We start from the raw sequence: 21,275 nt of genomic DNA, 5'->3' as shown, positions 1-21,275 counted from the left end.
CGATGACGTCGACCGCTGAAGCAGTCGTCTTCTGGATCTTCGGCCCTCTGGCGGTGCTCTCCGCCGCGGGTCTGCTCTTCGCCAAGAAGGCCGTGTACGCCGCCCTCGGCGTGGTCGTGACGATGGTCGTCCTCGGCGTCTTCTACATCGCCAATGGCGCGGCATTCCTGGGCATCACTCAGGTCTTCGTCTACTCCGGCGCCGTGATGATGCTCTTCCTCTTCGTCGTGATGTTCGTCGGTGTCGATTCCTCCGACTCCCTGATCGAGACGATCAAGGGTCAGCGTTGGGCGGCCCTGGTGGTCACCCTCGGTCTCGGGTTCCTGCTCGCCGGTGTGATCGGCAAGGTCACCATCGCGGGCACGCCGAATCTTGACCAGATCAACACCTCACCGGGCAATGTCTCCTCCTTGGCCCACGCGATCTTCACCGACTACATTTGGGCCTTCGAACTCGTCGGTGCGCTGCTGGTGGTCTCGGCCATGGGTGCCATGGTCTTGGCGCACCGCGAGCGGCTCGGCGCCAAACCGGACCAGCGCGAATGGGCCAAGCGTCGCTTCCAGCGCGGGGAGTATGTCGCCGGCCTCCCGGCTCCGGGTGTCTTTGCCCGGCACAACGCCGTCGACACCCCCGCCCTGCTGCCCGACGGCCGGCCGACGGAGCTGTCCGTCAGCCGCACCCTGCAAGAGCGCGGCCAAGTCATCAGCCCGCAACGGTTCACCGACGCGGAAGCCGAGCTCGCCAAGGAGATCGAGGAGGGTCGGACGCGATGAGCCTGATGAACTACATCTACTTCGCCATCGTCTTGTTCGTCATCGGCGGTGCCACCGTGTTGACGCGGCGCAACGCCATCCTCGTCTTCATGGGCATCGAGATGATGCTCAACGCAGCGAACCTGGTGTTCGTGACCTTCGGCCGCATGCACCAGTCGATCGACGGCCAGACCATCGCCCTATTCGTGATGGCCGTCGCCGCCGCCGAGGTCGTGGTCGGTCTGGCCATCATCATGGCGATCTTCCGTGCCCGCCGCTCGGCCTCGGTCGACGACGCCAACCTGTTGAAGTATTGACAAGGAGCTAACACACCGTGACCTCCCTCATCTCTCAGTTGGCGCTCGAAGCCACGGCATCTGACGCGGTCAGCCTGCCGGCCTGGCTGTTGATCGCCCTACCGCTGGCCGGGGCTGCGCTCCTGCTCTTCGGCGGCCGGGCGACCAACAGCTTCGGTCCCGCGCTGGCGACCGGCCTGTCCTGGGCCAGTTTCGGCCTCGGCGTCGCCGCCTTGATGCAACTCGTGGAGGCCGATCCCGAGGATCGCCTGACCCGACAGACGCTCTACAACTGGATCCCGGCGGGCAGCTTCCAGCTCAACACCGGGCTCCAGGTCGACACGCTCTCGATCAGCTTCGTCATGTTGATCACCTTCGTCGGCTCGTTGATCCACGTCTACTCGATGGGCTATATGGCCCACGACCCCAACAAGCGGCGCTTCTTCGGCTACCTGAACCTCTTCGTGGCCTCGATGCTGCTGCTGGTGCTCGCGGACTCCTACTTGCTGCTCTTCGTCGGCTGGGAAGGCGTCGGTCTGGCGTCCTACCTGCTGATCGGGTTCTGGTTCCACAACCCCGCCTACGCCACCGCCGGCAACAAGGCCTTCTTCGTCAACCGGGTCGGTGACATCGGGCTCGCGCTGGCCATCTTCTTGATGTTCGCGACCTTCGGCGGCGTCGACTTTGCGACCGTCAACGCGGGTGTGGGCAAGGCGAACACGGCGACGCTGACCGCGATCGGCTTGCTGCTGCTGATGGGGGCCTGTGGCAAGTCCGCGCAGTTCCCCCTGCAGAGCTGGCTGGGTGATGCGATGGCCGGTCCGACGCCCGTCTCGGCGCTGATTCACGCGGCGACCATGGTCACGGCGGGTGTCTACCTCGTCGTGCGCAGCCACGCGATCTTCGAGGGCGCCCCGAACGCTCAGCTCGCGGTCGTCATCGTCGGCGCGATCACCTTGCTCTACGGAGCGATCGTCGGGTGCGCCAAGGACGACATCAAGAAGGCTCTCGCGGCATCGACGATGAGCCAGATCGGCTACATGATGCTCGCGGCCGGTCTCGGCCCGGTCGGCTACGCCTTCGCGATCTTCCACCTGATCACCCATGGCTTCTTCAAGGCCGGGATGTTCCTCGGTGCCGGCTCGGTCATGCACGGCATGGACAACCAAGTCGATATGCGGCGCTTTGGCCACCTGGCCCCCTATATGAAGATCACCTGGATCACCTTCGGTCTCGGCTGGCTGGCGATCCTCGGTGTCCCGCCCTTCTCCGGCTTCTGGTCAAAGGACAAGATCATCGAGGCGGCCTTCATCGGCGAGGGCTGGCGGCCCTGGGTCTTCGGCGGCGCGGCCCTGCTCGGTGCCGGCGTGACGGCCTTCTATATGTCGCGCCTGTTCTTCATGACCTTCCAGGGCAAGGCCCGCTGGACCGACGGTCAGCACCCGCACGAGTCCCCGCTGTCGATGACCATCCCGATGATGATCCTCGCGGTCGGTTCCGCGGCGATCGGTCTGGTGCTCGGCCCGACCAACATCTTCACCGACTGGCTCGAGCCCTTGACCGGCCATCACGATCACGGTGAACCGGTGATCGCGGTGCCCGTTCTGATGGCTTTGACCCTCCTGCTCGTCCTCGCCGGCCTGGCGCTGGCCTGGTTGCGTTATGGCCGCGACGATGTCCCCGAGGTCGCTCCGGCAGGCAACGCCTTGACCAGGGCGGCGCGCAAGGACCTCTACCAGGATGACCTCAACGAAGCCATCTTCATGTGGCCGGGCATCAAACTCGTCCGGTCGGTCATCTGGACAGACAACGAATTGGTCGACGGCGGCGTGACCGGCCTGGCCCGGTTCACCGGCGGCGCGGCCAAGGCGTTGCGGGTCGCGCAGAACGGTTTTGCTCGGTCCTATGCCCTGACGATGCTCACCGGCGTCGTCGCGATCCTCGGTGCACTGTGGGTGATGAACTGATGGACAACTTCCCCTGGCTGAGCGTGATGCTGCTCGTGCCGCTCGTCGGCGCGGCGCTGATCGCCGCGCTGCCGTCGGCACTGGCCGCGCGCGCCAAGGAACTCGCCCTTGTCTTCTCGCTGGCCACGCTGGCCGTCGGCGTCGGCGCGGTCCTCAACTTCGACGCCAATGACTTCTCGGCCTATCAACTGACCGAGGTGCACACGTGGATCTCCTCCTTCGGCGCGTCCTACGCGCTCGGAGTGGACGGCATCGCGCTCTCGCTGATCGTGATGGCGACGATCCTCGCACCGGTTTGCATCCTGGCTGCTTGGAATGACGTTCCCGAAGGGGGCACCCGGGAGAAGAACTACTTTGCGCTGCTGCTGTTGCTGCTGACCTTCATGGTCGGTGTCTTCGCGGCGAGCGACGTTTTCCTCTTCTACGTCTTCTTCGAGGCCATGCTCATCCCGCTCTACTTCCTCATCGGGTCGTACGGCGGTGCCGGCCGGCAGGCGGCCGCGCTGAAGTTCATCCTCTTCTCGCTCGCCGGCGGCCTGGTTATGCTCGTGGCCGTCATCGGGCTCTACTTCCAGGGTCCCCGCGGTGATCAGGGCTTCCTGATCCAAAACCTCGTCGGCCTGCCGATCGACCCAACGACGCAGAAGTGGCTCTTCATCGGCTTCTTCTTCGCCTTCGCGGTCAAGGCGCCCATGTGGCCGGTGCACACGTGGTTACCCGATGTGGCGGCAACGGCGACCCCGGCGACGACGACCTTGCTGGTCAGCGTGCTGGACAAGATCGGCACCTACGGCATGATCCGGTTCTGCCTGCAGCTCTTCCCGGATGCCAGCGAGTGGGCCACGCCGGTCGTCATCGCCTTGGCGGTCGTCTCCATCTACTACGGAGCTATGTGCGCGATCGCGCAGAACGATCTGATGCGCCTGATCTCCTACACCTCGATCAGCCACTTCGGCCTGATGATCATGGGCATCTTCGCGCTGACCACGGTCTCGAATGCCGGTGCCGGCATCTACATGCTCAACCACGGCTTCTCGACGGCGGCACTCTTCCTGATCGCGGGCATGCTGATCGCTCGCCGGCGGAGTGGAAAAATCTCCGACTTCGGCGGATGGCAGAAGGTCACGCCGCTCATCGCGGGGACCTTCCTCGTGGCGGGTATGGCCTCCTTGGCACTGCCGGGCATGGGCCCGTTCATCGGTGAGTTCCTCGTCCTCAACGGCACCTTCCAGCGCTACAAGGGCGTCGCGATCGTCGTCACCCCGATCGTGGTCCTCGCGGCGATCTACATCCTGTGGATGTACAAGCGGATGATGACCGGTCCGGCTGCCGAGGGCGCGGCGGCGGCCGATATGGGCTGGCGCGAAAAGTTCGTCGTGGCCCCGCTGATTCTCAGCCTGCTCTTCCTCGGCTTCTATCCGAAGCCCGCGCTCGACCTGATCAACCCGGCAGTGCAGCGGGTGCTCACCGAGGTGGGAGTGAGCGACCCCGCACCAGTCGTTCCGGCCACCGCGATCACTGGGAGTGAGAAGTGATGGGCGGCTACACCGCACCCTCGGTCGACTGGTGGGCGATCGCGCCGATCATCGTCGTCTTCGCTGGCGGACTCGTCGGCACCGTGCTCGAAGCCTTCGCCCCGCGCACCGTGCGGCACAGCGTGCAGGTGGCTCTCGCCATCGGCACGCTGGTGCTCGCCTTTGCGACCCTGGTGCTGAAGTCGGTGGACCAGCAGGGCGCCACATTGGGTGGCGGCATCATCATCGACGGCCCCGCGCTCTTCATGCAGGGCTCGATCCTTATTTTGTCGCTCATCTCGGTGTTGTTGATGGCGGAGAAGTTCTCCTCCGCGGGCGCGGACGCCTTCACCCCGATGGGTGCTGCCGTGCCCGGCTCGCCGCTCGAGCGCGCCGCGTCGAGGGCGGGTTGGGGGACCAGCGAGGTCTTCCCGCTCGCGCTGTTCTCGATCGGCGGCATGATGTCCTTCACCTCCGCGGGCGACCTGCTGGTGATGTTCATCGCGCTCGAGGTGCTTTCGCTGCCGCTCTACCTGCTGACCGGCTTGGCCCGTCGCCGCCGGCTGCTCTCGCAGGAGGCGGCGCTGAAGTACTTCCTCCTCGGGTCCTTCGCCAGTGCCTTCTTTCTTTTCGGGTCCGCGCTGCTCTACGGCTACTCCGGCAGCATCAAGTTCGGCCAGATCTCCGATGCGATCACCAAGGCACCGGCAGAGGTCAACGGACTGCTCCTGCCCGGCGTGCTCTTCGTGCTGGTCGGCCTGCTCTTCAAAGTCGGTGCGGCGCCCTTCCACATGTGGACCCCGGACGTCTATCAGGGCGCGCCAACGCCGATAACCGGCTTCATGGCCGCCTGCACCAAGCTCGCCGCGTTCGGCGCGATGCTGCGTGTCGTCTATGTCGGGATCGACGCCAACCGCTGGGACTGGCGCCTGGCCATCGCGGCGGTCGCCGCGTTGACCATGGTCATCGGCTCGATCCTCTCAGTCACCCAGACCGACATCAAGCGCTTGCTCGCCTATTCCTCGATCGCGCACGCTGGCTTCATCCTGGTCGGTGTGCTGGCCTTCGACAAGACGGCGGTCGCGGGCGTGATGTTCTACGTCCTCGCCTACGGCCTGGCGACGCTGGCGGCTTTCGGGATCGTCGCGCTCGTTCGCCGCGGTGACGCCGAGGCCTCCCAGATCGGCCAGTGGGCCGGGCTGGGCAAGAAGCACCCGGTCATCGCCGCTATCATGGCGCTGCTTCTGCTCTCGTTCGCAGGCATCCCGTTGACCTCGGGCTTCACCAGCAAGTTCGCGGCCTTCGCGCCCGCGATCGCGCACGGCGGGCGGGCGCTGATCATCCTGGTGATCATCGGCGTCCTGTGCTCGGCGATCACGGCATACGTCTATATCCGCATCATCTTGCTGATGTACTTCACCGACGGTGACGACGAGGTGGTGGCTCGGACGCCGTCCATCCTGTCCACGGTGGCCTTGGCCGCTGCGGTCATCGCGACGATCGGCTTGGGCGTGGTGCCCGGCCCCGTCCTCGACCTCGCCAACACCGCGAGCCAGTTCCTGCGCTGATCGTATGGTGACCCCCGCCCCCGCCCCGACCCTGCCGGGCATCTCGCCCGAGCTCCAGTCTCGCCTAGATGCCGGCCTCGCCGACGTCGAGGCGCTGCTGGAGGCCCGGGTCGACCATGCGGATCCCTTCATCGCCGAGGCCAACGCCCACCTGCTCGGTGCCGGCGGCAAGCGCTTCCGACCGCTGCTCACCTTGCTAGCCGCCGAGCTCGGCTCCGGGATCGGCCCAGACATCGTGGCGGCGGCGGCCGGCGTCGAGTTGACGCATCTGGCCTCGCTCTACCACGACGATGTGATGGACGAGGCTTATACCCGGCGCGGGGTGCCGTCCGCGAACGCGAAGTACGACAACTCGACGGCGATCCTCGTCGGTGATCTGCTCTTCGGCACCGCGTCGGACATCATCGCCGACCTCGGGCCGGAGGCGGTGAAGATCCAGAGTCAGACCTTCATCCGCCTGTGCTCGGGTCAGATCCGCGACGACCGCCCCTGTCCCCCGAGTGAAGACCCGCACGGCTACTACCTGGGCGTGCTCGCCGACAAGACCGGGGTGCTGATCGCCACGGCCGCTCGCTACGGCGCGCTGCTGTCCGGATGCTCGCGCGAGGTCATCGATGTCCTCATCGAGTATGGCGAGCGAATCGGCATTGCCTTCCAGTTGGCCGACGACCTGATCGACATCTCCTCCGAGGCCGACGTGCTCGGCAAGGCGCCCGGGACCGACATCCGCGAGGGCAAGCGCACCCTGCCGATCATTTATGCGCTGGCTTCCACCGACCCGGCAGACGCGCGCCTGCAGGAACTACTACGCCAGCTCGACCCAAGCGACGACCACGTCGCCGAGGCGCTGGACCTCCTGCGCGGCCACCCGGCCATGGACCGGGCGCAAGCCGAGACCTTGGAGATGGCGCTGGCCGCCCAGGCGGTGCTCGACCCACTGCCCGATGGCGAGGTCAAAGCCGCCCTGGCCCACCTGGCCTTGCGCGTCGTCCAGCGCAACCAGTAGCACCCTGCCCGCCGCATCCGCACTCAGGCTCCGAGACCGAGGACCAGCTCGAGATAGGTGTTGGTGAAGGTCCGGCCGGGGTCGACCGCCTCCCGCACGGCACGGAAGTCGTCGAAGCGCGGGTAGAGCGCACGCAAGCGCGGGGGCATCGAGCGTATGCAGCTTGCCCTAGTGCGGCCGGCCGGCGTGCTCGGCGACGATCGCCTCGAAGGCCGCGAAATAGGGGCGGTGGTCGAGCCGGTGATACTGGTGGATCGCGATATAGGCGTTGCCGCGGTCATACCCCGTGGAAAGCCAGATGTCGTCTGCGGCGGCGAAGCGCACTTCGACCGGGAAGGGGAGTGTGGCGCCCGAGCGGTCGATCCAGCGGCGCATTTCGGTCAGGACAGGGACCAGTGCGGCGCGGGGAACGGCATACTCGCTCTCCACAAAGCGCACGGAGCGGCGGGTGCAGAAGACGCGATAGGAGCGGTCGACATACTCCCGGGCCGAGAGGGCACGGGCGCTGATCTGGTTGATGCGCGGCGTCAGCGTCGGCCGCGCGGCGGCGAGCCGGTTGATTCGCTCGAAAAGCACATTGGTTAACAGGTCGTCGTCCACGCGCTCCCGCCAGCGCGGCAGGGGCGCAAAGTCCGCCTCCGGCGCACGGTCATTGACCTTGATCTGGACGCGGTCGGTGTGGGGGAACCAGTAGAACTCCAGATGCCGGTGCGCCTCGAGCCGGGCGTCCAGGCCGTCGAGGGCGTCGCCGAGGCGTGCGGGCTCCTCGCGGGCGCGCAGCAGGTAGGCGGGCAGGCACGCGATCTCGTACTCGGCGATAACCCCCAGGGCGCCGAGCCCGACGCGGGCCGCGGCGAAGAGGTCGGGTTCCACGCCCGGCGAGCACCAGCGATCACGGCCGTCCGCGGTGACGATCCGAATCGCTCGGACGGCCGCCGCGAGCCCCGGCAGCCCCGCCCCCGTCCCGTGCGTGCCCGTCGCGATGGCACCGGCGATCGTCTGCGCGTCGATATCCCCGAGATTGGGCATGGCCAGTCCCAGCGTCCAGAGGAGCGGATTGAGATCGGCCAGCCGCGTGCCTGCGAGCACCCGCACGCGACCGGTCTCCCGGTCCACCGACGTGATGCCCTGCAGCCGCTCGAGGTGGATCTGAAGGTCGTCGGCCACAGCAATCCCGCTGAAGGAATGCCCCGACCCCACCGCTTTGACCCGCCGGCCGGCGACCGCAGCCCGCCCGATCACGTTCGCGAGCTCGTCCACGCGGGCTGGTGTGGCGATTTCGATGGGGGCGGCGCTCTGGTTGCCGGCCCAGTTGCGCCAGTGCCCCGGACGGGTCTCGGACCGGTTCATCCGAAGTTCTGCCCTTCGCCGCGATAGGTGGGGACGATGTCGACGAGCTCTCGGGCGCGGACCAGGTGAACCTCATCGAAGCGTTCGCACAACTCGCCGGCCTTGGCGTGGCGCAACCAGACGCCATCGCCGAGCTCGAGGTCGCGGGCGGCCCGCCCGCGCACCGGCGTCTGCACCTCACCGGTGCCCTCGGTCTTGACCAGCTGCAGCCCGGCCGGGGAGTGCACGCTCGGCACTCTGCTCCACCCCGGCGGTCTGGAGGCCAGATACCCGCCGCTGAACAGGGTGACGACATCCCGGGCCGGTCGACGCACCACCGGCAGCGCGAAGGCGGCCACCGGGGTGGGCGTGAAGGCGTTATAGCCGTCGAAGAGCGTCGGTCCCAAGAGTCCCGACCCCGCCGCGAGTTCGGTCACGACCGGATCGGATCCGGTGACCTCCAGGGAGCCTGTGCCACCACCGTTGACGAACTCCAGATCGGCCAGGTCCCGCACCGCGCTGACGATGCCCCCACGCCGTGCCCGCAGGTCATCCGCCGAGCGCCGCTTCATCAGCCGCACGGCCGGCGAGGAGTCCGGCAGCCCGGCGATCTGGGCGTCATAGAACATCAGCCCGACGAGGCTAGGCCGGCGCTTTGGGCGGCACGTGCGACGAGCACGGCCTGCTCCCGCGTCCGGACCGGAGAGCGCCGCACGCCCAGATGCACCGGCCCGAGACGCAGCGACGCATCCACGTCGATCGCGACGCGGATGGGGAGACCTGGGCAGGCCCGCCGGATCAGCGCCACCTGCTCGACGCTGTCGATCGCCAGCGTCACCACATCGACGTATGCCGCACCCCCCGCCCCGTCGCCGGCCAGCCGCGCGATCGCCGCCTCGTCCACGCTCGGGTAGGCGACGAAGAGATCGCGCGCGCCGTGGTCAGCGAGCCACAGGGCCTCGCGAACGGCATACGCCATGATGGCCGTGGAAGCCGGGACCCACGCCCGCGCGCGAACGCGTCAGCGCCGCCGTCACCAGCGAGCGCACGCGCACCGATTTGCTTGCCACCCGGATCGGTTTGCTGCCGGCCCGCCGCACCAGATCGTCGTGATTGGCCTCGAAGGCATCGAGGTCGACGACTGCCAGGGGCGCGCTCCGGCCGGCTGTCGCCTGATCCCACGGGTGCACCCACCTAGTTTACGGGCCGGTAACGCCATGGACGGCGGACATCCCGGCTCGCGCCGAGCCCCCGTGCCGTGGCGCAATCGTGATCAACGCCACCGGCACGCGAACGGCATACGCAGTATGCTGACGCGGCCGCAGCCGGCGTGGTTGTGGGGGCAGGGGGATTCGGTGACGCCGACGCGGCGCGGGCTGCTAGTCGGGGGTGGGGCCTGCCTGCTCACTGCCGCAGTGGGCGAGACGGCGTCCGCGCGCCAACGCCGGGTGCCGGCGCATACGGACACGACCGACGATCGGCGCCGGGTCGACCCGGACGCCGTCTTTGCCGTCGAAGGGCCGCGCCGGATCGCGCTCACCTTCGACGACGGACCGGACCCGGCCTACACCCCGGCTGTCCTTACGGCGCTGGCCGCGGCCGGTATGCACGCGACCTTCTTCCTGATTGGCCGCAACGCCGAGCGCTACCCCGATCTGGTCGACGCGATCCGCGCCGGGGGGCACACGATCGGCAACCACACCCACGATCACCTCTGGCTCGATGCGCTCGCCCGCCCCGCCATCGACGCGCAACTGACGACCACCCAGCGCACCCTGGTCACGCTCGGAGCCACGCCCGGGGACCGCTTCCGCCCACCTCGCGGCTGGACAAGCCCGGCCGTCGTGGCGAGCACGGCCGCGGCCGGGCTGCGCTGCTACTACTGGACGCTCTGCCTGGAATCGCGGCTGAAAGAGGGTCCGGCCGCCGGCGCCAGGTCCTTGCTCGGTGACCTGGAGTCCGGGGCGATCGTCTTGATGCACGACGGCGGCCACCTCGACGGCCCGAACCCGCAGAGCATCGACCGGTCCCGCACCGTCGCCGCCCTCCCGGCCATCATCGACGGCATCCAGCAACGCGGCTTCACCCCCGTCACGCTCTAGCCGTCGGTCACTCCTGCGGGAAGAGCCCCGCCGGTCGCTCGACGCCCGCCTCATAGGAGCGCGGATCCTCGCGCGGCTCCAAGTGCACCGACATGTCCAGGTCGGGGATCGTCGCGCGCAGGTCGGTCTCGATCTCTTCGGTCAGGTCATGCCCGGCCTGCACCGTCCAGTCGCCGGGCACCGTCACGTGCAGCGATCCGAAGACCTTGTGCCCGGCCTCGCGCGTCCGCAGCCCGTGATAGGCGATCTCGGGGCCCGTATGCCGCGCCAAGACCTCGGTAATCGCGGCCGCGCGTTCGCTGTCGATCGCCTTGTCCATCAGCCCGTCGACGGATTCGCGGATCAGGTGCCAGCCGGTCCAGATGATGTTGCAGCCCACCGCGAAAGCGATGATCGGGTCGAGGCGCTCCCAGTTGGTGAGTGCGACCAGCAGTACACCCAGGACGACGCCGACCGAGGTCCACACATCCGTCATCAGGTGCTTGCCGTCGGCCACCAGAGTGATCGAGTTGTGCCGTCGTCCATTGCGCAACAACACCAGCGCGACCAGCCCGTTGACCACAGAGGCACCCACCGAGATCGCCAGGCCGATGCCGACATTCTCCAGCGGCTGCGGGTCGAGGAAGCGTTGGACGGAGGTGTAGAGGATGAAGGTCGCCGCAACAAAGATCATCAGTCCCTCGACGACCGCCGAGAAATACTCCGCCTTCGAATGCCCGAAGTGGTGATCGTCATCCGCCGGTTGCGCGGCCACATGCAGCGCCAACAGGGCCACGAAAGCCGCCACCAGATTGACGATCGACTCCGCGGCGTCCGAAAGCAGGCCCACCGAGCCCGTCAGCAGATAGGCGCCGAACTTCAAGGCGATGGTGACCACGGCCGCCGCGATGGACAGCCAGGCGAACTTCGTCAGATTGGCGCGCGCAGCACTCACAGGGACATCCTCGCAAGCCCTTCCTGAGAAATCAGGCTTCCCACGGGTCGGCGGCGGCGATCGCGCGGGCCCGTCGCCCGGTCCGCAGCGAATCGGTCGTCAGAACCACCAGCGCGAGCCAGACGATCCCGAAGCCCACCCAAAGCTTGGGTGTCACGTGCTCGTGCAGCAGCCAGACGCCCACCAGCAACTGCATCACCGGCGTCATGAACTGAATCAGCCCGATCGTCACCAGCGGCACCCGTTGGGCGGCCGCCGCGAAAAGCAGCAGCGGGATCGCGGTGACGACGCCCGACAACGTCAGGAGGGCCGTATGCCCGGTCCCCGCGCCATACGTGCTCTCACCCGAGCGCGCGACGACGATCAGGATGACGATCGCGATCGGGGTCAGGACGGCGGTCTCGGCGAAGAGCGAATGCCACGGCTCCAGACTGACACCGACCCGCTTCTTCAGCAGGCCGTAGAGCCCGAAGGAGGTCGCTAGCGACAGGGCCACCCACGGGAAACTCCCCCCGGCGATGGCGAGATAGGCCGCGGCGAGCGCCCCGATACCGACCGCCAGCCACTGGAGCCGGCGCAGTCGTTCCCCCAGGACGACGACCCCGAGCCCGACGGTGAGGATCGGATTGAGGAAGTAGCCCAACGCCGCCTCGTAGGTGCGCCCCTCCAGCACGGCGAGCACATAGATGACCCAGTTCGCGGCGATGAGGAGGGCCGCCGCGGTCAGACCGAGCGCGAGCGAGCGGTTGCGCAGCACCTGCCTGGCCCAGGCCCAGTCGCGTCGCACGGCGAGAACGACCAGGCACAGCAGCATCGTCCAGACGATCCGGTGGGCAAGGATTTCCCAGGCCCCGGCGGGCTTCAGCGCGTGGAAATAGAGCGGAAAGAGTCCCCAGATGCCATAGGCGAGGAGCCCGTATGCCGTGCCCCGCCGCACATGATCCGCGGCGGTCGCGTCGGGGCTGCCGTCCGCGGCGCCCGCCCCCGGACTCACTCCACGGTCCAGGTGTCCTTGCCGGCAAGCAGGGCCGCGACGTCGCCATCGCCGGCAGGCGCGCCCGCCGTGGCGACGGCCGCGTCGATCTGACCGCGGACCAGGTCGTCATAGGTCGGCCGCTCGACCTGGCGGATGATGCCCATCGGCACGTGCGCCATGCTCGCGTCGTCGAGCCGGCTGATCGCGAACTGCTGCGCCGGGTCGGGGTCGTGCGCGTCGTGGACGACGATGGCCGGCGAATCGGCCGGCACCTCGGCCTCGGGGACGAATCCGAGTCGGCCGTCCTCCCCGCGGACGAGGACCTGCCTGCTGCCCTCGGCACCGACCGTGACCGGTGCACCGTGCTCCAAGTGGATCAGCCGCGCCTGCTGCTGGTCGCGGTCCTTGATCGCATCGAAGGCTCCATCGTTGAAGATCGGGCAGTTCTGGTAGATCTCCACCAGCGCCGTCCCGCGGTGCGCGGCCGCCGCGCGCAGGATCGTCGACAGGTGCGCGCGGTCGTTGTCCAGGCTCCGGGCCACGAAGCTCGCTTCGGCGCCGAGCGCGAGCGAGACCGGGTTGAAGGGCGTGTCCGCGGACCCGGCCGGGGTCGACTTGGTGATCTTGCCCTGCTCGGAGGTGGGGGAGTACTGGCCCTTGGTCAGCCCATAGATCCGGTTGTTGAACAGCAGGATCGTCAGGTTGACGTTGCGCCGCAGCGCGTGGATCAGGTGATTGCCGCCGATGGACAGGGCATCGCCGTCACCCGTGACTACCCAGACCGACAGGTCCGGGCGCGCGGTGGCGAGCCCGGTGGCAATCGCCGGCGCCCGGCCGTGGATCGAGTGCATCCCATAGGTGTCGAGGTAGTAGGGGAAGCGCGAGGAGCAGCCGATCCCCGAGACGAAGACGATGTTCTCCTTGCGCAACCCCAGCTCGGGCAGGAAGGACTGCACGGTGTTGAGGATGATGTAGTCCCCGCAGCCGGGGCACCAGCGCACTTCCTGATCGGAGGCGAAGTCCTTCTTGGTCAGCGCGGCGTCGCCCGCGAGCCGCGGGATGCCGTCGAGGCCGTGCGGACGCGGCATACCGAGATCGGTGATGTCGCCGCCGAGGTGCGTTGTGGTGCCGAGTGATGAAGCCATGCCTAGCGATTCTGTAATAGGGGTGCGGGCGGGTGCGTGCGCACACGCCGTGCCATCGTAGGACGCTTGCGCCATAGGCGAGGCTAAGCTTCCACGTCGTGGGCTCGTATGCCGTTGTTGCCGCCGTTCTCGGGGCCGGCGTGCTCCTCTTCGTCGCCGCCATGGTGGCGCGCTGGCTGATGGCGCCGCGCGCGGCCACCCCGATGAAGGTGCGCACCTATGAGTCGGGCGTCGACCCGGTCGGCCGGGACTGGGCGCAAACCCAGGTGCGCTATCTCGCCTATGCCTTCCTTTATGTGATCTTTGCGGTGGACGCCGTCTATCTCTTCCCGTGGGCGCTGGTGGCGCGCACCCATCTCGGGCCGGCGTCCCTGGTGGAGATCGGCGTCTTCATCGGCATCATCCTGATCGGCCTAGCCCACGCGGTCCGACGCGGCCTGCTGACCTGGACGTGAGCGGCTGACCTGACGGTGACAGCGGGCCCGGTCGGCCCACGGTCGGCGCCGTGACTAGGGTGGGCACCATGCCGGTCGATCTGCCTACCCCCCGCGTGGGGCCGGTCGCGGCCTATGCGCCCAAGCCGATGCGAATCGTCTTGAACTGGGGGCGGCGCTATTCGCTGTGGGTGTTCAACTTCGGCCTGGCGTGCTGCGCGATCGAGTTCATCGCCGCCTCGATGGGCCGGCACGATTTTATGCGCCTGGGTGTCATCCCGCTCGCTCCGGGGCCTCGGCAGGCCGACCTGATGATCGTCTCGGGCACGGTCACCGACAAGATGGCCCCCGCCGTCCGGCGTCTGTATGACCAGATGCCCGAGCCGAAGTACGTCATCTCCTTCGGTGCGTGCTCGAACTCCGGCGGCCCCTACTGGGACTCCTACTCGGTGACCAAGGGCGTCGACACGATCATCCCGGTCGACGTCTATGTCCCGGGCTGCCCGCCGCGCCCCGAGGCACTGCTGCACGGCATCCTGAAACTGCAGGAGAAGATCGCCGCCGAGAAGGTGAGCGAGACGGTGCCCCGCCGGTATGCCGGTCATCGCCTCGCGACCCCCGCCGAGTTGACCCGCCCCTTGGTCGCCCCACCTCCCGCTCCGCCCGCCCCCTGATCTCGCGGACGTGGCTGAACCGGCCACTCGACGGGGGTGAGCCCTTGAGCGGGGCTTGCGCTTCGTCTGGGACAGGCCGGTCACGTGGTGACAGATCGGTGACAGGCCGGCCCCGAAGAGTGTGACCAGCGCGGACAACCGTCCGCCGGACACCATCTCGAGGGGAGAACGACCATGCCGAAAGGCATCATCACCGCGCTCGCGCTGAGCGCATCGCTACTGGCCGGGGGAGCGGGCGCATCGGCCCATGCCGACCAGACGCCCATGCCCACCGACATCGGCGGCGGGATCGGGACGTCGCTGCACGAGAATCACCGCGGCGGCGGCCACCGCAGCTCGCCCTACTTCCGGTCCGCCTTCAACGGCCCGGATGCCGGCTGGCGCAATGTCGTCGGCGCGTGGTCGGTGCGCAATGGCAATCTGCAGGCCATGGGCGCCCCGGGCCGGTTCAGCTCGGTCAAGCACGTCGGGACCTTTGACGACTTCGAGTTCGAGGTCCGGATGAATCGCGTCGGCAATAGCGATGGCAGCGCCCCGAATTGCCTGATCGTGCGCGCCAACCCGAGCCGGGTGGTCAAAGATCTGTGGGCGCCTGGTTACTACTTCTGCTACTCCAACAACGGCAAGGTCCTCGTCGTCGCGGTCGACGCCAGAGGCAACCAGGAGCAGCTGATGCCATGGACTTCGGTCAAGGAGGTCGGCACGGGCGGCGGTTATCGCACCGTCAATGTCATTGCGCTGGAGCACTATTTCGCGTTCTATGTCAACAACACCCCGGTCTTCGAGACCAAGGACGACTTGTCCAGCTTCGGATCGGTCGGCGCCGGGTTCTATGTCGAGCGCGGCAAACGCGGCACGCTGATGATCGACTACGCCAACCTCGGGCCGGTCAAGGCCGCGAAGGGCTGAGTTGACCTCCTGCCGCGCAGTAGGTGGGGTGATCACCCCACCTACTGCGCGGCAGGGAGGACTTCCGAGGCCGGCTAGACGCGGCCGGCTGATCAGCGGGCCGCGCTCGTGACCAGCGCCGCAAGGCGCCCGAGATCGAGCGTGCCCGCAAGCACGGCGGCCGCCGGACCGGGCTCGGCGGAGTCGATCTTGGCGACCCGCCGGCGCTCGCGGACCTGGCCGTCCTGCCAGGGGGTCAGCACCGCTCCGGCCGCCTCCAGGTGCGCGGCACCCGCTGCCAGAACCGCCTCGGCGTCGACCGAGCCGAGGCCCGCAAGAGCCGCGCCCGCGCCGGAGAGCAACTCGCCGACCACGACGAGGTCGCCTCCGGCGATGAGCTGGTCGATCCCATGCGCGAACCAATGCAGTGCGCGCTCGTCCTCGCCACACCCCAGAGCGGCCCACCCGGCGTTGATCGTGAACAGCGTCTGCGGTGCCAAGCCGAGCTCCCGTTCGACCGTCTCGAGGGTTGCCGTGAGGATGTCGAGGGCCTGTCGGGGCTGGCCCGAGTCCACCAACGCCAGGCCGATCTTCGGCACCACCTGCGTCAGGTCGGTCGCCGACGGACCGGCCGCGATCAGCTGCCAGGCCTCGCCGCACGCCCGCGTCGCCTCCTGCGCGCGGCCAAGTGCGGCGAGCATCACCGCGCACGCACCCAGGGCCTCGGGCAGATGATGCTGCGCCCGATCGCGGGCCAGGGCCACGGCCTGTTGAGCGCAGGCCAGCGCCTGCTCGAAATCACCATGGACATACGGCCCGACCGAGCGCAGAATATGCAGCCGGCCGAGCCAGTCCGCGTCATCCGCCAGCGGCTCGATGAGCGCGTCCAGGGCCGCAGTCCGGTTCTGGCCATCGCTGTCCTGGGGTTGCAGCGCAACGGCCATCATCCGCAGGATTGCGCGCTGACGGTGCGTCAGCAGATTGCTCGCCAGCGCGGCCTGCACCCACCGCAGCCCCGCGGCCCCGGTCTCGACGAAGAACCAATAGCGCGCCAGCGTGATCGCCACATCGCCACACGTCGAGGCATGCTGCGTCGTCAACGCATCCTGCAGCGCCGCGACATAATCGGCGTATGACGCGACAACGTCCGCGATGAGCGCGTCACTGAGCGGCTGGTCGCGCCAGCGCCCCGCGAACCACTCCCGATGCCGCCGGCGGACCTGATCCAGATCACCGGAATCCGTCAGGAGCTCGAAGGCCAGGCACTGCACGGTCCGCAATAGCCGCATCCGCAAGCGCCCATCTCGGCGGTCGATCTGGACGTGGGCCTCGCGGATGAGCGACCGGATCAGCGCGGGCACGTCCGCGTTCCCCACGCTCCCGACGACCGCCGTGGCCGTCGCCATGTCGAAGCTGCCCGCGAAGACGCCGAGCCGGGCAAGGACGATCTGCGCATCCGGATGCAGGCGCTCGATGCTCCACGTGAGGGTCTCGCGCAAGGAACGCTGCCGTGGCTCGCGGTCCTGCTCTGCGGCCTCGATGTCCAGCGGTGCGTCGACAAGGGCCAAGAGGTCCGGGACCGAGCTTGAACTCGCTTGCCCCGCAACAAGTTCAAGAGCCAAGGGCAGACCGTCCACGCGGCGGGCGATCTCGGCGATCCGGTCCAGATCGGCCCGGTCCAAGGTCAGCTCGGGAGCCTGGTCCCGGAGCCGGGCGATCAGCAGTTGCACGGCATCCGACGCCTCGACGTCCGCGGCGCCCATGCCGACGCTCGGAGTCGCCAGCGGGGCTACCCCCACCCGGCTCTCGCCCGTTAGTCCGAGTGGCACCCGTGAGGTGAGGACGACCCGCACGCGCGGCGCCTGCGCGGTCACCTGATCGACAACGCTTGCGATGGCCTCGACGGCCCACTCCGCCTCGTCGATCAGCAGCGTGACGCTCGAGCTGCGCAGCGCTGCAGCCAGGGCGGGAACCGGATCGCCGGCCGCCAACGTCAAGCCTCGGGCCCGCGCGATCGCCTCGGCGATCTCCGCCGGCGTCGTGGCACCGACGCAGGGCAACTCGACATAGACGGTGCTCTCGGCAGGCAGATCGGTGGCGAACTCGGCGAGCAGCCGGCTCTTGCCGACGCCGCCGGGACCGATGACCGAGATCAGCGGCCGCGCGCCGTCATACAGCTCGCGCAGCCGGGCCAGTTCGACGGCGCGCCCGACGAACTCGGTGCGCGGGCGGGCGGGGTGGCTGACCCGGGCACTGCCCGCAGCAATTGGGCGCACTCGAGCAGCGGGCGCAATGTCCTCCTGGGCAAGAATGCGGGCATACAGCTGGGCGGTCGCGGGTTGCGGGTCGATCCCCAACTCCGTGCGCAGGCCGCGCCGCAACTTCTCGTAGGCAGCTAAGGCGTCCGCTTGCCGGCCGGTCCGATAGAGGCCGGCCATCAGGATCTCGTGGGCGTGCTCGCGCAGGGGTTCGCGCCGGCACAACTGCGCAGTCAGATCCACCACGTCGGCGAGGTCATCGGGGGACCCACCGAGCAGGAGGCGCTCGGCGAGCTGCTCGATCGCGGAGTCGCGCAACTCGTGCAGCCGGGGCCGCTCGGTCGCAACCAGCGAATCGCTCACTCCGCTATAGGCTTCCGGGCCCGTCCAGAGCGACAGGGCGCGCCGCAGCAGGGCGACGATCTCGCCCTGCCGATCCGGGACCAGGGTCCGCGCCGCGCTCAACAGGCGGGTGAACTCGTCCGCGTCGACGTGCGCCTGCGGGTCGAGTTGATAGCCGTTGTCGTGCCGTCGAATTGCGTCGGCCCCGAGCACGCGGCGCAGGCGGGCGATCACGGTATGGACGACCGACACATCGAGCGTGTACGCCTCGTTGTCCCAGACCGCGTCGAGGATGACGTCTGGCGCGAGCGGGCGGGAGCGCCGCGCGAGCAGGAACGCAAGGACATCGCGCGGCCGGCGACCGCGCAGGGGGGCGCCGTCGCCTGCCACCTGAACCTGGCCGAGCACCCGGTAGTCCATCGCGTCCATGAAAGCATGAGTCACCCTCAGGCGACAGCGCCTCGCGGATTCCCGTCCTCGTCCGCGACGAGGACGGCCAACTCGACGACCGCGGCGGCGAGGCGGGCGATGGGGATCTCGAACTCCTCCCGGTTTACCGCCCGCGCCCCGAATCGAGCCAGCAAGGCGCGCACGAGCCGGTTCTCACCCATGACGTAGGCCGTGAAGTGGGTGACGCCGCCTACCCGCGCCGTGCGCGCCAAGTGGGCGACCAACGCCAGCCCCGCGCCGCGCCCGTGCCACTCGTCGGCAACGGCGAGCGCGAGCTCGGCGCGCGTTGGATCCGCCGGATCCCTGACCCACTGGCCGTGACCGACAGGGCGGCCGCCGGCAAAGACGAGCATCCCGTCGCGCCGGCCGGGATCGACGCGGGCGAGCTGCGCGACATACGAGCTCGGAATCCTGGGCAAGGGCGAGTGGAAACGCAACTCCCGCGACCGTGGCGACAAGGCGTCGTAGACGGCCGCCACGCGATCGCTGTCGTCGTCGCGGACCGGGCGGACCCGCAGGGGTGAGATGGTCAGGGAAGGCGAACGGAACATCAGTGGTACCTCTTTTCGGTGGAGGCACCACCGTCGTCGGCCGGTCTGTCACCGACCTGTCACGTCTGCCGCAGGGTCAGGCCGGCCGCGTTGCCGCCGTGATGGCGTCGACCAGCTCCGTCGTGGTGAAGGGCAGGCCGCGCACCCGCGAATACGACTGTGCGTCAACGAGATAGCGGGCCCGGATGAGCATGGCCAGCTGTCCGGAGTTCATCTCCGGGATCAGCACGGTGCGGTAGGCACGCACGATGTCACCGATATTGCCGGGCATCGGGTTGAGGTGGCGCAGGTGTGCCGTGGCGACGTTCAGGCCGGAGCGACGCGCGGACCGGGCGGCGGCGGCGATCGGGCCATAGGTCGAGCCCCATCCCAGGACGAGGATCTCGGCCTCGCCACTGGGGTCGTCGACCACCAGGTCCGGGACCGCGATCCCGTCGATCTTGTTCTGCCGCAGCCGCGTCATCCGCTCGTGGTTGTCGGGGTCGTAGGAGATGTCGCCGGTGATGTCGGCCTTCTCGATGCCGCCGATGCGGTGCTCCAGGCCCGCAACTCCGGGCGGGGCCCAGGGCCGAGCGAGGGTGTCGGGATCGCGGACAAACGGGTGAAAGGTCGGCACGCCCTTGGCGTCGGTGGCATTCGGTGCGTCCGCGAACTTGACGTGCAGGTCGGGCAGGTCGGCCATCTCCGGCAACCGCCAGGGCTCACTGCCGTTGGCCAGATAACCGTCCGAGAGCATGATCACCGGGGTGCGGTAGGTCGTCGCGATCCGCACGGCCTCCACGGCGACGTCGAAACAGTCGGCGGGGGAGGCGGGGGCGATGACCGCGACGGGCGCCTCGCCATTGCGGCCGTACATCGCCTGCAGCAGGTCGGCCTGCTCGGTCTTGGTGGGCAGGCCGGTCGACGGTCCGCCGCGCTGGACGTCGATGACGACGAGCGGCAGTTCGAGCGAGACCGCAAGACCGATCGTCTCGGACTTCAAGGCCAGACCCGGTCCGGAGGTGGAAGTGACGCCGAGCTTGCCTCCGAAACTCGCACCGAGGGCGATGCCGATGCCGGCGATCTCGTCCTCGGCCTGGAGGGTGAGCACGCCATAGCGCTTGAGCCCGGCGAGGGTGTGCAAGATGTCCGAGGCCGGGGTGATCGGGTAGGACCCGAGGACGATCTGCAGGCCGGCGCGATGGGCGGCGGCGACCAGGCCGTAGGCGAGCGCGGTGTTTCCGGTGACATTGCGGTAGGTGCCGGCGGCCATCGGGGCCGGTGCGACTTCATAAGAGGAGACGAAATCCTCGGTGGTCTCACCGTAATTCCAGCCGGCGTCGAGGGCGGCGAGATTGGCCGCGAGCAGGTCGGGCTTGGCTCCGAACTTGCTGGTCAAGAAGGCGCGGGTGCCGGATGTGGGGCGCGAGTACATCCAGGACAGCAGGCCGAGCGCGAACATATTCTTCGCGCGCTCCTTCTCCTTGCGGGTCAGGGCGCTGAAGCTGGTGAGGGCCTCGACGGTGATGCTGGTCAGCGGGACCTTGTGCAGGTGCCAGGACTCCAGCGAGCCGTCCTCCAAGGGGTTGGTGGCATAGCCGACCTTGGCCAGATTGCGCGTGGAGAACTCGTCGGCGTCGGCGATGATGGTTGCGCCGCGCGGCAGATCGCGCAGATTGGCCTTAAGCGCGGCGGGGTTCATCGCGACAAGGACATCGGGCGCATCGCCGGGGGTGAGCACGTCATGGTCGGCAAAGTGCACTTGGAAGCTCGAGACGCCTGGGAGCGTGCCCTGCGGAGCGCGGATCTCAGCGGGGAAGTTCGGCAGCGTGGACAGGTCGTTCCCTAGCGCCGCGGTCTCGGCGGTGAAGCGGTCGCCGGTCAACTGCATACCGTCGCCGGAGTCGCCCGCGAATCGGATCACGACGCGATCGAGTGGGGTCTTCGTGCTTGCCATGCACCGATGGTATGCAGCTTGGCCGCGGACCGCGGACCGCTCGCCGCGGGCTGGGCACCCGTCGAGAGCACAAATCCGGCATGTCGAGATCACCGGGGGCTCGGCAATCCAGCCTGTCGAAAGAACCCGGCACCAGGTGCATGGTCACGCAAT

General features: G+C 68.3%; 19 protein-coding genes and 1 pseudogene. 10 read left to right on the top strand and 10 right to left on the bottom strand.

The features are described from left to right. Positions 1-2: 2 nt before the first annotated feature. Genes ABD209_RS11355 through ABD209_RS11330 form a run of 6 tightly spaced genes read left to right on the top strand, consistent with a single transcriptional unit; the run spans position 3 to position 7,103 of the window. Positions 3-773: an NADH-quinone oxidoreductase subunit J gene (locus ABD209_RS11355; protein WP_344066228.1), complete on the top strand. Its 771-nt coding sequence runs from the start codon at positions 3-5 to the stop codon at positions 771-773. After that, on the top strand, positions 770-1,069 hold the full coding sequence (nuoK, locus tag ABD209_RS11350; protein ID WP_324387073.1) for an NADH-quinone oxidoreductase subunit NuoK: 300 nt from the start codon (positions 770-772) through the stop codon (positions 1,067-1,069). Before ABD209_RS11355 ends, nuoK begins: the two co-directional genes overlap by 4 nt. 17 nt (positions 1,070-1,086) lie before the next feature. Beyond that, positions 1,087-3,015 carry an NADH-quinone oxidoreductase subunit L gene (gene nuoL / locus ABD209_RS11345; protein WP_344066225.1) on the top strand — a complete coding sequence of 643 codons (1,929 nt, stop codon included), beginning with the start codon at positions 1,087-1,089 and terminating at the stop codon, positions 3,013-3,015. Further along, on the top strand, positions 3,015-4,550 hold the full coding sequence (locus ABD209_RS11340) for an NADH-quinone oxidoreductase subunit M (RefSeq protein ID WP_344066288.1): 1,536 nt from the start codon (positions 3,015-3,017) through the stop codon (positions 4,548-4,550). The genes nuoL and ABD209_RS11340 overlap by 1 nt, the downstream gene beginning before the upstream one ends. Next, entirely contained in the window at positions 4,550-6,097 is a 1,548-nt protein-coding gene (gene nuoN, locus ABD209_RS11335) for an NADH-quinone oxidoreductase subunit NuoN (RefSeq protein ID WP_344066223.1), read from the top strand. The genes ABD209_RS11340 and nuoN overlap by 1 nt, the downstream gene beginning before the upstream one ends. Before the next feature lie 4 nt (positions 6,098-6,101). Beyond that, on the top strand, positions 6,102-7,103 hold the full coding sequence (locus ABD209_RS11330; RefSeq protein ID WP_344066220.1) for a polyprenyl synthetase family protein: 1,002 nt from the start codon (positions 6,102-6,104) through the stop codon (positions 7,101-7,103). Between the two features lie 23 nt (positions 7,104-7,126). On the opposite strand, the pseudogene ABD209_RS11320 reads toward ABD209_RS11330, so the two are convergent. From ABD209_RS11320 to ABD209_RS11305, 4 genes and pseudogenes are all read right to left on the bottom strand, one after another. Next, a pseudogene (locus tag ABD209_RS11320) lies at positions 7,127-8,453 on the bottom strand (D-arabinono-1,4-lactone oxidase). Continuing rightward, positions 8,450-9,061: a type III PLP-dependent enzyme domain-containing protein gene (locus ABD209_RS11315; RefSeq protein ID WP_344066212.1), complete on the bottom strand. Its 612-nt coding sequence runs from the start codon at positions 9,059-9,061 to the stop codon at positions 8,450-8,452. The pseudogene ABD209_RS11320 and the gene ABD209_RS11315 overlap by 4 nt, the downstream one beginning before the upstream one ends. Beyond that, entirely contained in the window at positions 9,061-9,411 is a 351-nt protein-coding gene (locus tag ABD209_RS11310; RefSeq protein WP_344066210.1) for a type III PLP-dependent enzyme domain-containing protein, read from the bottom strand. The genes ABD209_RS11315 and ABD209_RS11310 overlap by 1 nt, the downstream gene beginning before the upstream one ends. Next, a complete protein-coding gene (locus tag ABD209_RS11305) occupies positions 9,374-9,622 on the bottom strand; it encodes a hypothetical protein (RefSeq protein ID WP_344066207.1) in 249 nt (82 codons plus the stop codon). The genes ABD209_RS11310 and ABD209_RS11305 overlap by 38 nt, the downstream gene beginning before the upstream one ends. A gap of 117 nt (positions 9,623-9,739) precedes the next feature. On the opposite strand from ABD209_RS11305, the gene ABD209_RS11300 reads away from it, so the two are divergent. Further along, the gene (locus ABD209_RS11300) at positions 9,740-10,534 is read left to right on the top strand and encodes a polysaccharide deacetylase family protein (RefSeq protein ID WP_344066203.1); all 795 of its coding nucleotides are present in this window, start codon (positions 9,740-9,742) and stop codon (positions 10,532-10,534) included. 7 nt (positions 10,535-10,541) lie between these two features. Here ABD209_RS11300 and ABD209_RS11295 read toward each other — a convergent pair whose 3' ends face one another. Genes ABD209_RS11295 through ABD209_RS11285 form a run of 3 tightly spaced genes read right to left on the bottom strand, consistent with a single transcriptional unit; the run spans position 10,542 to position 13,589 of the window. Next, positions 10,542-11,468: a cation diffusion facilitator family transporter gene (locus tag ABD209_RS11295; RefSeq protein WP_344066200.1), complete on the bottom strand. Its 927-nt coding sequence runs from the start codon at positions 11,466-11,468 to the stop codon at positions 10,542-10,544. 31 nt (positions 11,469-11,499) lie between these two features. Then, positions 11,500-12,462, bottom strand: coding sequence for an EamA family transporter RarD (gene rarD / locus ABD209_RS11290; RefSeq protein ID WP_344066197.1), 963 nt, complete (start codon positions 12,460-12,462; stop codon positions 11,500-11,502). Then, on the bottom strand, positions 12,459-13,589 hold the full coding sequence (locus ABD209_RS11285; RefSeq protein WP_425564659.1) for a 2-oxoacid:ferredoxin oxidoreductase subunit beta: 1,131 nt from the start codon (positions 13,587-13,589) through the stop codon (positions 12,459-12,461). The genes rarD and ABD209_RS11285 overlap by 4 nt, the downstream gene beginning before the upstream one ends. 98 nt (positions 13,590-13,687) lie before the next feature. Between ABD209_RS11285 and ABD209_RS11280 the strand changes: the two genes are divergently transcribed. The 3 genes from ABD209_RS11280 to ABD209_RS11270 all read left to right on the top strand — a co-directional run bounded on the left by ABD209_RS11280 (position 13,688) and on the right by ABD209_RS11270 (position 15,606). Continuing rightward, a complete protein-coding gene (locus ABD209_RS11280; protein ID WP_324387834.1) occupies positions 13,688-14,044 on the top strand; it encodes an NADH-quinone oxidoreductase subunit A in 357 nt (118 codons plus the stop codon). A gap of 68 nt (positions 14,045-14,112) precedes the next feature. Next, positions 14,113-14,697, top strand: coding sequence for an NADH-quinone oxidoreductase subunit B (locus ABD209_RS11275; protein ID WP_324387833.1), 585 nt, complete (start codon positions 14,113-14,115; stop codon positions 14,695-14,697). A 174-nt stretch (positions 14,698-14,871) separates the two neighbouring features. Beyond that, entirely contained in the window at positions 14,872-15,606 is a 735-nt protein-coding gene (locus ABD209_RS11270) for a hypothetical protein (protein ID WP_324387832.1), read from the top strand. A 92-nt stretch (positions 15,607-15,698) separates the two neighbouring features. Here the strand turns inward: ABD209_RS11270 and ABD209_RS11265 are convergent, their stop codons facing one another. From ABD209_RS11265 to ABD209_RS11255, 3 genes are all read right to left on the bottom strand, one after another. Further along, entirely contained in the window at positions 15,699-18,614 is a 2,916-nt protein-coding gene (locus ABD209_RS11265; RefSeq protein ID WP_344066193.1) for an ATP-binding protein, read from the bottom strand. Positions 18,615-18,631: 17 nt separating this feature from the next. Then, complete coding sequence (locus ABD209_RS11260) at positions 18,632-19,186, bottom strand: GNAT family N-acetyltransferase (protein WP_344066190.1); 555 nt, start codon at positions 19,184-19,186, stop codon at positions 18,632-18,634. A 76-nt stretch (positions 19,187-19,262) separates the two neighbouring features. Continuing rightward, positions 19,263-21,122 carry a 2-oxoacid:acceptor oxidoreductase subunit alpha gene (locus tag ABD209_RS11255; protein WP_344066187.1) on the bottom strand — a complete coding sequence of 620 codons (1,860 nt, stop codon included), beginning with the start codon at positions 21,120-21,122 and terminating at the stop codon, positions 19,263-19,265. Positions 21,123-21,275 lie beyond the last annotated feature (153 nt).

It is taken from the genome of Nostocoides vanveenii (assembly GCF_039531165.1).
Lineage (GTDB): Bacteria > Actinomycetota > Actinomycetes > Actinomycetales > Dermatophilaceae > Nostocoides_A > Nostocoides_A vanveenii.
This window is presented reverse-complemented; position numbering and strand designations above follow the sequence as displayed.